Consider the following 14,863-nt stretch of genomic DNA (forward strand, 5'->3'; position numbering starts at 1 on the left):
GCCGCCGATTAAACGCCGCCGTATAGCTGATATTAAAATGCCTCATGAATTGGGGAAGATTCGCCCTGGGAGTCTGCACGATCAGATGAAAGTGGTTCGGCATCAGCACGTAGGCATGAACCCCAACGCCGTAAATCTCACTCGACGCCTTGAGCTTACCGACAAAAGTGGCTCGATCGGTGTCGTCACGAAAGATCGGTCTTCTTTCGTTACCCCGGCAGGTCACATGATAGTACGCATCCGCAAACAGGATCCGTAAGGGCCGGGCCATAGGCCCCGACCTCTATCCTGAAACGGACCATAATGTCAATAGTAAAGATCTGACCCCATCCCCTCCTTTACAAGTCCGCCAAGCTCTGATCGCGTTGCCACCGCCGCCGCAAATGATATGGCGCAACCCCGGAATACCGTAGCTGCTCGTCACCTATGAGACCGGGAATGATTTTTTCTTCTCTGGTCACACCGCGATCGCTGTCTATGGAGCGACCGAGCTCTGGCGCCGCGGACACCCGTGGCTTAAGGTCGCGTCTGTCTTGATCGCCGCAATTGAGATTTCGACGGTCCTCGTTCTTCGGGCGCACTACACCATGGACGTGTTGACTGCGGTTCTTGCCGCACTATGGGTTTCCTCCATTGCAGTCACGCTCGCGCCCGGCTGTGACCGGCTCCTCGCGCGCGCTTACGCGACGGCCCGAAGCGGTCCGACCCGGAGGCTAGCATGGCCGCAAAGTGGGTCTATTTCAGTTCCCGACCGGGCCGACGCGACGAATACCATTTCACTCGCCGAGTCTCGCAAGGCCCTTTTCGGTCAGGTAAGCAACCAGGGTGCCCGCGAGAAGTCCGATGACGTACCCGTAGGGCAAGCCGACCGCTGCCAGCCCCACCATCAGCACGATCATGAAGTTCTGTTTAGAGCCGGTCATGTCGCCAACCAGCTTGATCAACGTCAGCCCTTCGAAGAAAAGGACGATGCCAAGGATTGGCTTCGGGAATATCTGAATGACCTGCTCGAAGCCGGTGCCGAAAACGAGCCCCAGGATCAGGTAGAGAGCCCCTTCGATAATCACCGAGCCTCCGGTTCGCGCGCCGAAGGCGTAATGTCCGGCCATTCCCCCCGAGCCGTGGCAGGTCGGATATCCGCTGAGAAAAGGGTTGACGAGATTCATGAGAGAGTAGGTCCAGCTGATCTTGCGGATGGTGACGGGATAGCCGGGAAACAGGTCCTCGATCACCTGCCGGGTGGCGAGGATCGAGTTCCCGAGCGACAGGGCAAGCTGGGGCAGGGCCAGGAGTAGCCAGCCGGCGAGAATCGCGTCCACGGTCGGGACGTGAAGCGCCGGCAAATGAAAGCCGATGCTTCTTTGAATGTCGAAGGAATCCACTTTGAAGGCGAAGGCGTAGAGAATGCCGAGCCCGATGAGGATCAGCGCAGGCGGATATCTCCGATTACCCAGGAGAAACAGCGTGATCGTAAAACCCAAGACGGCCAGCCCCAGGCCGATGGCGCCGTCGGCCTGCACGTAGTCCTTCAAGGCCAGCAATGACAGTTGCAGCCCCAGGCCGAACTGGATACCGCGTATGACGTTCTTGGGGACGATCCGCGCCAGCCAGTCGATGAGACCCGTCGCGCTCAAGACCAGCATCGTAATTCCTATCGCCAGCCCTCCGCCGTAGAGAATATCGGGGCTGACCTTCTGGCCGATCACGATCACCGCCATGGCTTTGAGCGGCTGGACCGGCATCGGCAGTCGATAGATCAGCCCGCTCAAGATCTGCATCAAGCCGAACATGATGAGCACGCTCGGAGCATCGAGCCCGCTGGCGAGGATGACGCCGACGATCAGCGGGAGGTCCGTGCCGATGTCGCCAAAGGCGCCGGAGAATTCGTTGCGGTCGAAGCGAATGCCAAACGAGGAAGAGCCGTTGGGGACAGCCGAACGATTCGGGAGACTGATCTGTACGCGAGTTGACATGGGCTAGTTTGTCAGTACCTGTTGCATTTCGACTCGTACGCCCTGTGGGCCGGCTCATCCCATTCCTGTGCTTCTCGGTGCCGAGATCCGATCCGTTTGATGATACTAGCCGCCTTTTCCGGAGGCAACGGCGTGGTTTTGCAGTCCGTCCTGCGGAGAGAATCGCGCCAGTCTGCCGGCGAACGTCTCTTACCTCGTGAAGCTCCTGGCGGACCCGGAGGAAATCATACGGTACCGGTCCGTCGCGGCCTTGAGCGGCTTTCGCGACCCACGGGCGCGAAGGGCCCTCGAGACCGTCGCGCACGATGACGCGTCGAGAAGGGTAAGAAAGAGAGCCAGGGAGGCGCTCCGCAGGATTCGGCCGGCCCTGACATAACTCGGACTGTATCGGGACATTTGCTTGACTCCCGCTCCTCGCTGGACTATGAGTCGCAACAGAATATGAATTTCCCGGATAATCCACCGCTGCTTATCGGTCATCGTCCGGCTTAATCCTCGGCGCCGCAAGCTTCCGGGTTTGGCCGTCATCGATAGGCAGGCGACGGCTGTTGCGGCCCGGAGGTGATGATGCGGCGATTTCGATTCAGTCCAGCCCTGCCCGAGACTCCGCCGTTTACACTCGGCGACGGGGTCATTCTGCTGGGCATCGCCAGCATCCTGTACGCCGGTCTGCGCATGGCATTCAACGTTCCCGCGGTCGTTGCCGGTCCGGAGATTTCACTTTCTCCGTCGGCGCTGCCCTGGTACGCCTTGCTCTCGGTCGGGCGCATGACCGCGGCATACTTCCTCTCGCTGTTTTTCAGTCTGTTCTACGGCTACGTTGCCGCCCGCAACCGCGTCGCGCGAACGGTGCTCATGCCGTTGCTGGACGTCTTCCAGAGCGTGCCGATTCTTTCTTTCCTGCCGGTGGTTCTACTGAGCCTCAGCGCCGTCTTGCCGCAGGAGCTCGCGGCTGAACTGGCGGCCATCGTGCTCATCTTCACGTCGCAGGTATGGAACATGACCTTCAGCTTTTACCAGTCCATGACGACGATTCCGGCTGAAATGCGGGAAGCCGCCGCTGTTTTCCGCCTCGATCCCTGGTTGCGCTTCAAAACCGTTGAGCTCCCTTTCGCGGCGATCGGCCTGCTATGGAACAGCATGATGAGCTGGTCCGGCGGTTGGTTCTTTCTCATGGCCGCCGAGATCTTCAATGTCGGGAGCCGCGATTTTCGCCTGCCGGGGCTCGGGTCGTATTTGCAGACCGCAGCTCACGAAGGCGATCCGCACGCTGTTTTCCTGGGCGTGGCTGCGCTCGTCACGGTGATCATCCTGCTCGACCAGCTCGTCTGGCGCCCGCTTATTGCATGGACCGATCGCTTCAAGGTGGAAATGACCGAAGACGACGAACCGCCCAGGTCGTGGTTTCTCGATCTGGTTTCACGCGCCTGGCTCGTAGAGAGGTTCCGCACGCGCGTCTGGCGGCCCTTCAGTGAATGGGTGGACGGAAAATTCCAGCGTCGGGCGAGCGGCGTTGTCGCCCCACCCGAACCGCCATCGGGATCAGCGCTTCCCCGCTCCGCGATCGCGATCCTGACCGCTTTCGGGCTTGTCCTTGCTTACGGAAGTTACCGCGCGGCGATGCTGTTGTCTGCGCTCCCTGCGCCGGCGTGGACGGAACTGGGAAAAGGCATGGTCGCCACCTTTCTTCGGGTGAGCATCGCGCTGGCGATCACCCTGCTCTGGACCGTTCCGGCGGGGGTGCTCATCGGGACCAACCGCCGGCTCGCCGCGCTTCTCCAACCGATCGTACAGGTTATCGCCTCCATTCCGGCTACGGCGCTCTTCCCCGTAGTCCTGCTGGCCCTGTTAGAGGCGCCGGGCGGTTTGAACATCGCCGCCGTGCTCCTCATGTTGATGGGGACGCAGTGGTATCTTCTGTTCAACGTTATTGCCGGAGCTACGGCCATTCCCCAAGACCTGCTGTACACCACGGATCTCCTCCGCCTTTCATCGCTCGACCGCTGGCGCACCCTGATCCTGCCGGCGCTCTTTCCGTACATCATCACGGGGGCGATCACCGCGAGCGGCGGCGCGTGGAACGCCAGCATTGTGGCGGAGCACGTGGAATTCGGCGGTCGAACCCACGCTACAGCCGGCGTGGGAGCGTTGATCGCCCGGGCCACCGCCAGCGGCGATTACCCGCTTTTGCTGGCGGCGACGTTGACGCTGGTCGCGACGGTCGTTTTGATCAACCGGACGTTCTGGCGCCGTCTCTATCGAGTCGCCGAAGAACGCTATCGCATGGATTGATCCGCATCGAGGGTATTCCACATGATCACCGGAACGACGGCCCGTGAGGCCGAGAATTTGCTGGAGCTCCAAAGCATTACCAAGGCCTACCGGCTGGAGGCAAGGGAGTTCGTCGCCATCCAGAACATAGACCTCTACGTCAAGCCGGGCGAATTCGTCTGCTTGCTGGGCCCGTCCGGATGCGGGAAATCGACGTTGCTCAGAATCATTGCGGGGCTGAGCGCTGCCACCTCCGGTGTGGTCTGCTATCACGGCCGTCCTCTCGAAGGCGTGAATCCATACACGACGATCGTCTTCCAGACATTCGCCCTTTATCCCTGGCTCACGGTGCTGGAGAACGTGGAAATCGCGCTGAAGGCACGGGGCGTACCTCCGGCCGAGCGCAGGCAGCGTGCCCTGAAGCTCATCGATACCGTCGGTCTGGACGGCTTTGAGTCGGCCTATCCGCGCGAGCTTTCCGGCGGCATGCGGCAGAAAGTCGGGTTCGCCCGAGCGATGGCCGTCGAGCCGGAATTGTTGTGTCTGGACGAACCCTTTTCCGCGCTGGACGTGCTTTCCGCAGAGGCTCTGCGGGGCGAGCTGATGGAATTGTGGCTGAAGAAGAGGATCCCCACCAAGGCCATCCTGATGGTCACGCACAACATCGAAGAAGCCGTACTGATGGCCGACCGCATCGTGATCATGGGCAAGGACCCGGGTCACATCGTCACCGAGATTCCGATCACCCTCCGCCAGCCGCGGCGGCGCAAGGATACCGCGTTCCAGGCGCTGGTCGACAAGGTGTACGCCGCCGTTGCCGGCCCGTCCAGGCCGAAGGACGAAGCGCTCGGCACCCGGCCCGGACAGCCCGGGGTGACCCGACCCTTGCCCAATGCCCAGCTTAGCGCCCTGACAGGGTTGCTCGAGAAGCTCGTGGACGAAGGAGGCCGGGTAGACCTCTTCCGGATAAGCGAGGACCTGGTCCTCGAACTCGACGATCTCCTGCCCATCGTGGAGTCCGGAGACCTCCTGGGCTTCATTTCCGTGCGCGAAGGCGATCTCCTGCTCACGCCGCTCGGGCGCGCCTACGCCGACGCCACGATCCTGGGCCGCAAGGCGATCATCGCGGGCCGGGTCCTGCGCTTGCCGACCATCGCGTGGATCTACGAAACCCTCCAGCAAGACGACGATCGGCGGGTGGCTTGGGAGTACTTCCACGACCAGCTGCAAGCCGACTTCGGCGAGAGGGCTGAAAAACAGCTGGACATCGCCATCAGCTGGGGCCGGCATGCCGAGCTGTTCGCCTACGACGACGCTGCGGGAGAGCTGTATCTGGAAAGCGATGACGGAGAAGCGGCCAAGAAGAGCATTGCCGTGGGGGAGCTGTACGAGGCCTGGCCCGTGCTTTCCCTGCGGGAACGGGTCGACGGCTTCTTGTTGCTGCAGCAGGAGGACGCCGAAAACTTTTTTCTGCATCTGAGCGCCAGGGATAAGGCGGAATTGATCCTGGCTCTGCCCGTCGGAGAACGAAGATTGTGGACGCGGCTCCTCGGCCCCGAGGAAGCTCTGGATGTCGTCCAGGAAATCCCCGAGCACGAACGCGCGGGGTTTTTGTCTTTGCTCGACGACAAAACCCGCAGGGAAGTCAAGGGACTCATGGATTACGTCGAGGAACAGGCCCGAGGGTCGATAAACCCGCGCTACGCCCGCTTGCGGCCTGACATGAGCGTGGACGAAGCGGTCAGCTTTCTCCGCAGGGACGCTCGGGATCGGGCGGAGACTGTCTATTACGCTTATGTGACCGATCCCGAAGAGCGCCTGCTGGGAACGGTCAGCTTCAGAGACTTGCTGGTAGCCCCCGGCGACAAAAAAGTCCAGGATGTCATGCGCACCGATGTGATCTCGGCGCCAGAGCACTTGGATCGAAAGGCGCTGAGCGACCTTTTCGCCCGGTATAACCTCCGGATGATCCCCGTCGTCGATTCCGAAAGGCGCATCAAGAAAGTGGTGACAAGGGACGACCTGGGCGACCTTGCATAGGCGGAGCCCGGCCCGGAGGTTGCTCGAGGATTCAACTGGCGGCAGCCGCCCATCGGAAGCGAGCCGAAATCTCGAGAGCGCGGCGCGGCACGTGAAGCTCCCTCGGCCTGCGGACAATCCCGCACTCGCTCAACATTGACAGGGAGACACGATTCATCTACGATGAGGACTAGCAGGCGATGGGGTTCGCCGATTGAACCGTCCGCCTCGGCGGGCTGATAACCCCTACTCGAGTTCCTCTTCGGGTAGGGGTTTTTTGTTTGTCCATGATCACCGTCGCGAAACCGCAGGAGAAAGGATCCGCACTCCGATGACGGCAAAGATCACGAAGGTTCTGGCACGAGAGGTTCTGGATTCCAGAGGACTGCCCACTGTCCAGGCGGACGTGATTCTCGATAACGGCCTTATCGGGCGGGCGACGGCACCGGCCGGCGCCTCCATGGGCAGGCGCGAGGCCTCTGAACTCCGGGACGGCGATGGGAAGCGGTACCTGGGAAAGGGCGTGTTACAGGCCGTCCGCGGCGTCCGTAACGAGATCGCCCCCGCTCTCGTTGGTCGGGATCCGACCCAACAGTCAAAAATCGATCGACTTCTCCTTGACCTCGACGGCACCGCCAACAAAGGCCGACTCGGCGCCAATGCCATCGTGGCGGTTTCGATGGCCGTGGCCCGGGCCGGCGCCCTGGCTTCCGGCATTCCGCTCTATCGGTACTTGGGCGGCAAGAAGGCGAATCTTCTGCCGGTACCGCAGGTGAACGTCATCAACGGCGGCAGGCACGCCGAGAACAGTCTCGATATGCAGGAGTTCATGATCGTTCCGCGGGGAGCGCCCTCGTTCTCCGAGGCGCTGCGAATGGCGAGCGAGACGTTTCAGCATCTCAAGCGCATCCTGAAGCGAAAGGGTCACTCCGTCGGTCTGGGCGACGAAGGCGGCTTTGCCCCCGACCTCCGCTCGGGGGAAGAGGCCATGGCCGTGATCGTGGAAGCGATCGAACAGGCGGGATACCGGCCGGGCGACGACATCGCGCTGGCTCTGGACCCCGCCGCGAGCGAATTCCACAAAAACGGCGGCTACGAGTTCAAGAAATCCGGCGGCGGCAAAAAGACCTCGCACGAGATGGTATCCCTCTATTCGGCGTGGGTCGACGAATTTCCTCTTGTCTCCATCGAGGACGGCCTCGCCGAAGACGACTGGAGCGGATGGAAGACGCTGACGGGCGCGATCGGGGCCGAGGTGCAGCTGGTCGGCGACGACATTTTCGTCACCGATCCGGGGCTGATCCGCCGGGGAATCGACGAGAAGGTCGCCAATGCCGTCCTGATCAAGGTGAATCAAATCGGAACCGTGAGCGAAACTTTGAAAGCCGTCGAGACGGCCCGCGAGGGGGGTTACGCCGTCGTCATCTCCCATCGTTCCGGGGAAACCGAGGACACGTTTATCGCCGACCTCGCGGTCGCGGTCGAGGCCGGGCAGATCAAGACCGGCTCGCTGTGCCGTTCCGAACGAATTGCAAAATACAACCGGCTTTTGGAGATCGAAGAAGATCTGGGGGCGAACGCGCGGTTTCTCGATCCCTTCGCCAAAACCTCCGGTCCCTGAAACGCCCCCTTGCCGGCCATGAACCCCAGGGTCGAGTCAACATCCAAGCTCCCCCCGATCCCGGAATCCCGTACGAGCGACGGCGCCGCGGGCGAGCTCGCAGGGCTTTTGGAGCGCCTCCGCCGGCTTTGCGAGGGTCTGGGGAAGGCCGGTTCGCAGCCGCTGGCGCGCATCGCCGAATTGCAGCAGCGTCTGGCCGAAGAGCGATTCCATCTCGCCGTTCTGGGTCAGTTCAAGCGCGGCAAAAGCACCCTGCTCAATGCCCTGCTCGGCGAGCCGTTGCTTCCCACCGGGGTCGTACCGTTGACCTCGGTTCCGACGTTTCTGCAGGGCGGCGAGCGGCGCGCCATACGCGTCCTCTTTCGCGACCGCGGACAAGCGGCGTTCACCGATCTCACGTTGGAGGACGCGCACGAAATTCTGGTCCGCCACGTGACGGAACAGGAAAATCCTGGAAATCGGCTCGGCGTGGAATACGTCGAGGTGGAGCACCCGTCGTCTCTGTTGCGGGCCGGGCTCGTGTTGATCGACACCCCGGGCATCGGCTCGACGCTTCGCCACAATACCGAAGCGACGCTGCGCTTCCTGCCGCAATGCGACGCCGCCCTCTTCGTCGTCTCCGCAGATCCCCCGATCACCGAGGTGGAAAAAGATTTTCTCAAGGCCGTCCGGGACAAAGTGGCGAAGCTGATTTTTGTGATGAACAAGATCGACTACCTGGACGATCACGAGCTGGACGAAGCCACACGGTTCCTCGAACGAGCCCTCAGGGAAGCCGACGTTCAAGACGGCCGCACGATTTTTGGAATTTCGGCCAGGCAGGCGCTGGAGGCGAAGATCGGGCGGGAAGCCGCCCTGTGGCGCAAGAGCGGTCTGGAGGGACTGTTCCGCCACTTGCTCGATTTCACCGCCCGGGAGAAATCGCGGACCTTGCGTCTCGCGCTCGCGAGAAAGGCGCTCGCCGTGATCGCGGACGTTTCGATGGAAATCCGCCTCCGCCTGCGCTCTCTGGAGCTGTCACGGCGGGAGCTGGAGAGACGCGTCGAGCTGTTCGACCGCAAAGTGAAGGAGATCGAGGGAGAAGCGATCAAGATCGCCGACCTGCTCGAGGGGGACAGGAAACGCGCCGTGGCGCACGTGGAGGATTTGGCGGAAAAGTTGCGGCGCGACGCCCGCAGTCACCTCGAGCGCGTCATCCACGATGCTTTCCGGACCGCCGGAAACCTCGGCGCCCTCGAGCGACGGGCGAGGGCCGAGCTTGCCGAAGAAATTCCGATATTCTTCCAGACGAGCCTTCGCTGGTTCTCCGATCAAATGGAGCAAGCGCTGCGGCAGTCGCTGTCGGCCCACGAAGAGCGTCTGGATGCGCTCACCGGCTCTCTCCGTTCGGCGGCAGCCGCGCTGTTCGAAATCCCTTATCGTCCCGTGCGGAACCAGGTCGCGCTCGGACGATCCCACCGACCCTACTGGGTCACGGAAAAATGGGACAACACCATCCGGCTTCTTCCCGAAGGATTCTTCGACCGCCTTCTCCCGCGATCCGTGAGAAGGCGGCGGATCCAAAAAAGGCTTTTCGACGAACTCGAGAGGCTGGTCGCCCACAACGTGGAAAATATCCGCTGGTCGACCCTGAGAAATCTGGACGACGCTTTTCGTCGTTTCTCGGCCGCGCTCGAGGACGAGATCAAGGTGACCGCGGCAGCAACCCGCGAAGCCATGCGCGCGGCGGATCTTCGCAAAACGCAGGAAGAAAAAACCGCACGGCCGGATATCGAGCGTCTCGAGCGGAAGGCCGGCGAGCTGGCCGACATCCAGGATGCGTTCGCCCGATGCGCAGAATCGGCGTAACCGGCCTCGGGGAATCCAAACCGTGCCCGCGGCCGAGGAACCACCGATGAACTTCACAGCCGCTGCAGCCGCCGAGCAAAAAGCGCTCGCCTTGAGATTTATCGTGCTGATCGGCCTCGTGAGCCTGTTCGCCGACATGACCTATGAGGGGGCGAGAAGCATTACCGGGCCGTATCTCGCGGTGCTGGGCGCCAGCGGAACCGCGGTGGGCACGGTGGCAGGCTTCGGCGAGCTGATCGGTTACGGCTTACGTCTGGTCTCCGGCTATATCAGCGACCGAACCGGGCGATATTGGACGGTGACGCTGGCCGGCTACGTCGTCAATATGGTCGCCGTGCCCCTTCTGGCGCTGGCGGGAAGCTGGCAAGCAGCCGCATTCTTGATGATCGCCGAACGAGCCGGAAAAGCCATCCGCACTCCTCCCCGCGACGCCATGCTCTCGCACGCGAGCCAAAGCCTGGGGCGCGGATGGGTTTTTGGCCTGCACGAAGCCCTCGACCAGGTCGGGGCAACGCTCGGTCCGCTGATCGTCACGGCCGTTCTCTATTTCAATGGCACTTACCGCACCGGTTTTGCGGTCCTGCTGGCGCCCGCGCTGCTGGCCCTGTCCGCGCTGCTCGCGACGCGGCTTCTTTATCCTCGACCCAAGGATCTGGAATTGATACTTCCCGGTCTCGAAGCCAAGGGTTATCCCCGACGATTCTGGCTGTACGTCGTCGCGGCCTCGCTGATCGGGGCCGGCTATGTCGATTTCCCCCTGATCGCCTATCATTTCGAAAAATCCACGATGGTTCCCGACGAGTGGATTCCCGTTCTTTACGCGGTGGCTATGGGAGTGGACGCCGCAGGAGCCGTCGTTCTCGGGCGCTTGTTCGACCGCCGGGGAGTGTCTGTCCTCATTTTTGCCACCGCGCTCGCGGCGCTCTTTGCCCCTCTGGTTTTCCTCCTCGGCGGTCTCTTCACCCTGGTCGGGATGGCCCTCTGGGGACTGGGTATGGGAGCACAGGAGTCGATCATGAGAGCCGTGGTGGCCGAGTTGATCCCCGGCGATAGACGCGCGTCCGCGTACGGAATCTTCAATGCGGCGTTCGGCCTCTTCTGGTTTGCGGGGAGTCTCGTCGCCGGGATCCTCTACGACGTCTCGCTCCACGCGCTGGTCGCGGCTTCGATGGCTCTGCAGCTGATCTCGGTGCCCGTGTTGCTGGCGGTGCGGACAAAGGCGCCGTGATGCTGCATGGCCGTTCCGAGCGGCCGGCACCGTTCGCCGCCCGCTGAACATGGAGAAACCCCACGCTTTCGTCAGGCTCGTCGAGGCGTTCGAGAAATCCGAATGCCCGGTTTGTTTCCTGGTGTCGAGGGACAGCCGCGCGTACCTGGATCATTTGCTCTACGAATCGGTGCTGGACGTTCCGACCCGGATGAAGCTGACGGAATCCTTCGGGTTCTGCGGCTGGCACGCCCGGCAGATCCAGTCCCTGCCCGCGATCTGCTCGCCCGACGTCGGTTTCGCGATTTTCGCCGGCGATCTGCTGCGGAAGCTCGACTTCGCGGGTCAGGCGGCGATTCGCGACTACGAGGGCCGCCGGAGCTGGAGGTCATGGCGCCGCAAGCGACGGCAGAGCCTTCTCTCGTTGCTCAAGCAGAGACGCTGTCCTGTTTGTGATCACGTCGAGCAGTTCGAGTCGTTCCACTTGAAAGATTTGCTGGACGCGATCGGCGACAGCGAGTTCCTGAGCCTCTATCGCCGATCGTCGGGCCTTTGCCTGCCGCACTTTTTCATTTTGGAGGAAACCTACTCGTCCCATCCCAATTTTCCGCTTCTGCTTCGCGCACAGCTCGCAAAGGCAAAAGAGATCCAGCGGACCCTGGAGGAATTTCTTCGCAAACAAGATTACCGGTTCCGCGACCAGCTCACTCCGGAAGAGACGAGATCCTGGAAAAAGGCGATGGACCTCCTCACCGGCAGGCCCGAAGTTTTCGCCAACGAAATGGGACATGATCTCTTCCAGCGCTCGCTCGTACGGCCCTTCCGCCGCCGGGCCGGTCCTGTCGCCCGCTTCCCGGTAAAGCTGCGCGGGCTTCGGCAGTTGATCGGTGAGGTCGAAGCTTCGAGACAGGCGACTCTCTACCTCAAAAGGCCCCTTCCGCCCGCGCTCTTCGATGCCTTGAAGGAAGTTGCAAGCAAACGTCCCGGCCCGGTCGTCGAGGTCGTCGTCGAAGATCTGGAAGATGTCGAATATCTGCGCCAGCTCCATTCGGCCGGCTTCGCTGTTTTTTACGGTATCGGCCTGCCCGCGCAGACGCTGATTTTTTTGGACGAGAGGCGGGGAGTGGCGCTGGAGGAAAAGCAGGGGGGTTCGGGATGCTCTTTCCGCGAGTTGAAGGATCCCGAGGGCCTCCGTCTGAAGCTCCTGTGGCACAAATTCGGGATCGCGGTTCTCCTTCGAGGGCTCGTCAAGGAAACGGATTCGAACAGCGGTCTGTTCTGCGTGGCGGTGAGCGGCCGGACAGAGCAATGGTGCCGTTTCAGAGCTCCCCGGACCTGCCGCGCGCCTGAGGTGGGATCGGAAGTCGAGATCTTCGGCTGGGAAAAATGGAACACTCGCGTGGTCGAAGTCCTGAAAATGACCCGCCAAGCGGCCGAGTAGCCGCAGGCCCGCTTGCTCCACCCTATCCGACCGCGGACACGCCGAGGAGCCGGCCGACGCTGTAGGTGACCGCGGAGGCGAGCAGGCCGATGGCGAGGGTGCGCATGCCGCTCACCAAGGGTCCGCGGGCGGTGAAAATCGAGACCAGCGCCCCGACGCCGAACAGGGCGAGACAGCTGAGCAGCGTGCTGGCGACCCAGGCTCCGAAGCCGGAAAGGAACAGATACGGCAGCACCGGAAAGGCCGCGCCGACCACGAAGGCGAGAAACGAGCTGGCGGCCGCGGCCCACGGCGAGCCGAGCTCGGACGGATCCAGACCGAGCTCCTCGCGCGCCAGCGTGTCCACCGCGGTCTCGGGATTCTGGATGATGCGCCGCGCCATGAGCGCCGCTTCCTTTTCCGGAATGCCCTTGGCCTGATAGATCAGCGACAGCTCCTCTTCCTCCTCCTTCGGCGACATCTCCAGCTCCTGCTTTTCCATCGCGATCTGCTGCTCGAACAGCTCCCGCTGCGCCCGGACGGAGACGTACTCGCCCGCGGCCATGGAAAACGAGCCGGCGAGGAGCCCGGCGACCCCCGCGAGCACGATGTACTCCGGGCTCGCCTCGGCGCCGGCGAAGCCCATCACCAGGCTGAAGTTCGACACCAGACCGTCGTTGATCCCGAAGACCGCGGCGCGCATGCTGCCCGCGCGGCCCACCGCGTGCCACCGCTCGCGCCCCATGATGCCTTCGTAGCCCGACAGGCCTCGCGCCATCTCGCGCAGCGCGCGGCTGTGCGCCCGCTCCTGGGCCGGAAGGCCGGCCGCTTCGGGCTGGTGCAGGTAGCCGGCCTCGTCGCGCGCTTCGAGGCCGCTGATGATGGGAAGGACCTTTTGCGTGCCGAAGCGCCTCGCCATCCAGCCGAGCAGCCGCACGCGCACTCCGGGCCGGTACCTCGGCACCTCGCCGCCCCCCGCGCGGATCAAGCGCAACCAGCGCTGCGCGTGGCGCTCCTCGGCGGCCGCCATCTTCGCGAAGATCGCCGCCCGCTTTTCGTCCTTCTCCGCGCGCGCGAGCGCGCGGTAAAGCGCGATCCCGTCCATCTCGACGAGATAGTTGCGCCGGTACCGCGCGAGGTCGGCTTCGGTGATCTCCTGGCTCATCGGCTCCATGTCGTTCCGCTCGCCATCGGTCTCAAGCTATGCCAGCCGCCCGGCAGCGTCAACCGGACGGCGTCTTTTCCCTTGCATAGCAACCGGGTTCATTTTAACGTTGACGGGCCGTGGTGACGCTCCAGGACATTCGCGAGGCGCACGAGCGGATTCGCTCGCGCATCTACCTCTCCCCGCTCCCCCACTCGGAGACGGTGAGCAACATGGCGGGAGCCCGGGTCTACTTCAAGCTCGAAAACCTCCAGATGACCGGCTCCTTCAAGGAAAGAGGAGCGCTCAACAGGCTCCTCACGCTCCCTCCCGAGGAGGCCGCCCGCGGGGTGATCGCGGCGAGCGCCGGCAATCACGGCATGGCCGTCGCCTTCCACAGCAGGCGGTTGAACATCGCGGCGACCATCGTCATGCCCGTGCAGGCGCCCCTCATCAAGGTGACCTGGGTCCGCCGTTTCGGCGCCCGGACGGTGCTGCACGGCACCGACTACGAGTCCGCCTTCGCCGAAGCACGCCGGCTGAGCGCGGAAGGCGGGCCGGCGTTCATCCATGCCTTCGACGACCCGCGCGTGATCGCGGGGCAGGGAACGATCGGCCTCGAGCTTTACGACCAGAACCCCGACCTCGACGCCGTGCTCGTCCCGGTGGGGGGCGGCGGCCTGATCGCGGGCATCGCCGTCGCGCTGAAGACGCTCAGCCCGAAGATTCGCGTGATCGGCGTTCAGGCCGAGGCGCTCCCGTCGATGAAGGCGGCGCTGCGGGAAGGCCGGGTCGTCCGGATCGATCCCGGGACGACGATCGCCGACGGCATCGCGGTGCGCGCCGTGGGCGAGCTCACGCTGCCGCTCGTGCAGAAGTACGTCGACGACGTGGTCACGGTGAGCGAAGGCGAGATCGCCAACGCGGTCCTGGTGCTGCTGGAGATCGAGAAGACCGTCGCCGAGGGCGCGGCCGCCGTGCCGCTGGCGGCGCTGCTCAACCGCAGGGTCGATTTGCGCGGCAAGCAGGTCGCGCTCCTCGTCTCGGGCGGCAACATCGACATGAACCTCATCTCCCGAATCATCGAGAAAGGGCTCATCCGCGACGGGCGGCTGTGCCGGTTCTCCGTGGTTCTTTCGGACCGCCCCGGGAGCCTCGCCCGGCTCACCCGGACCATCGCCGAAGCGGGAGCCAACATCCTCCAGATCGGCCATTCCCGCGGGTTCGGACAGGTGGCGATCGGCGAAACCGAGGTCGAGCTGACGCTCGAAACCACCGGCCCCGAGCACATCGAGCAGTTGCGTGCCGCTCTCGGCGCCGAAGGCTTCAGGTTCAAGATCGAGCAATAGCGCGCCTGTGG

Annotated in this window: 10 protein-coding genes and 1 riboswitch; of the genes, 7 read left to right on the forward strand and 3 right to left on the reverse strand. The window is 63.1% G+C overall.

Features of this window, described 5'->3' with window-relative positions:
* Positions 1-271: transposase (locus VNN77_14880; protein ID HXG52678.1), on the reverse strand; the 271-nt coding region annotated here is incomplete at its 3' end.
* Between the two features lie 505 nt (positions 272-776).
* Positions 777-1,973, reverse strand: a complete 1,197-nt coding sequence (locus tag VNN77_14885) for a putative sulfate/molybdate transporter (protein HXG52679.1) — start codon at positions 1,971-1,973, stop codon at positions 777-779.
* Positions 1,974-2,540: 567 nt separating this feature from the next.
* Here VNN77_14885 and VNN77_14890 point away from each other — a divergent pair.
* The 6 genes from VNN77_14890 to VNN77_14915 all read left to right on the forward strand — a co-directional run bounded on the left by VNN77_14890 (position 2,541) and on the right by VNN77_14915 (position 12,380).
* Positions 2,541-4,265 (forward strand): ABC transporter permease subunit, encoded by a 1,725-nt coding sequence (locus VNN77_14890; GenBank protein HXG52680.1) that lies wholly within the window; start codon positions 2,541-2,543, stop codon positions 4,263-4,265.
* 21 nt (positions 4,266-4,286) lie between these two features.
* Positions 4,287-6,284 carry an AAA-associated domain-containing protein gene (locus VNN77_14895; protein HXG52681.1) on the forward strand — a complete coding sequence of 666 codons (1,998 nt, stop codon included), beginning with the start codon at positions 4,287-4,289 and terminating at the stop codon, positions 6,282-6,284.
* Between the two features lie 166 nt (positions 6,285-6,450).
* A riboswitch (Fluoride riboswitch) is annotated at positions 6,451-6,519 on the forward strand.
* 75 nt (positions 6,520-6,594) lie between these two features.
* Positions 6,595-7,884, forward strand: coding sequence for a phosphopyruvate hydratase (eno, locus tag VNN77_14900; GenBank protein ID HXG52682.1), 1,290 nt, complete (start codon positions 6,595-6,597; stop codon positions 7,882-7,884).
* A 108-nt stretch (positions 7,885-7,992) separates the two neighbouring features.
* Positions 7,993-9,732, forward strand: a complete 1,740-nt coding sequence (locus VNN77_14905) for a dynamin family protein (protein HXG52683.1) — start codon at positions 7,993-7,995, stop codon at positions 9,730-9,732.
* A 46-nt stretch (positions 9,733-9,778) separates the two neighbouring features.
* Positions 9,779-10,960, forward strand: coding sequence for an MFS transporter (locus VNN77_14910; protein ID HXG52684.1), 1,182 nt, complete (start codon positions 9,779-9,781; stop codon positions 10,958-10,960).
* Between the two features lie 49 nt (positions 10,961-11,009).
* Positions 11,010-12,380, forward strand: a complete 1,371-nt coding sequence (locus tag VNN77_14915) for a DUF6062 family protein (GenBank protein HXG52685.1) — start codon at positions 11,010-11,012, stop codon at positions 12,378-12,380.
* 22 nt (positions 12,381-12,402) lie between these two features.
* On the opposite strand, the gene VNN77_14920 is transcribed toward VNN77_14915, so the two are convergent.
* On the reverse strand, positions 12,403-13,533 hold the full coding sequence (locus VNN77_14920; protein ID HXG52686.1) for a VIT1/CCC1 transporter family protein: 1,131 nt from the start codon (positions 13,531-13,533) through the stop codon (positions 12,403-12,405).
* A 110-nt stretch (positions 13,534-13,643) separates the two neighbouring features.
* Here VNN77_14920 and ilvA point away from each other — a divergent pair, with 110 nt between their 5' ends.
* Positions 13,644-14,852: a threonine ammonia-lyase gene (ilvA, locus tag VNN77_14925; protein ID HXG52687.1), complete on the forward strand. Its 1,209-nt coding sequence runs from the start codon at positions 13,644-13,646 to the stop codon at positions 14,850-14,852.
* Positions 14,853-14,863: the final 11 nt, after the last annotated feature.

This window comes from Candidatus Zixiibacteriota bacterium (genome assembly GCA_035574315.1).
Lineage (GTDB): Bacteria > Desulfobacterota > Binatia > UBA9968 > UBA9968 > DATLYW01.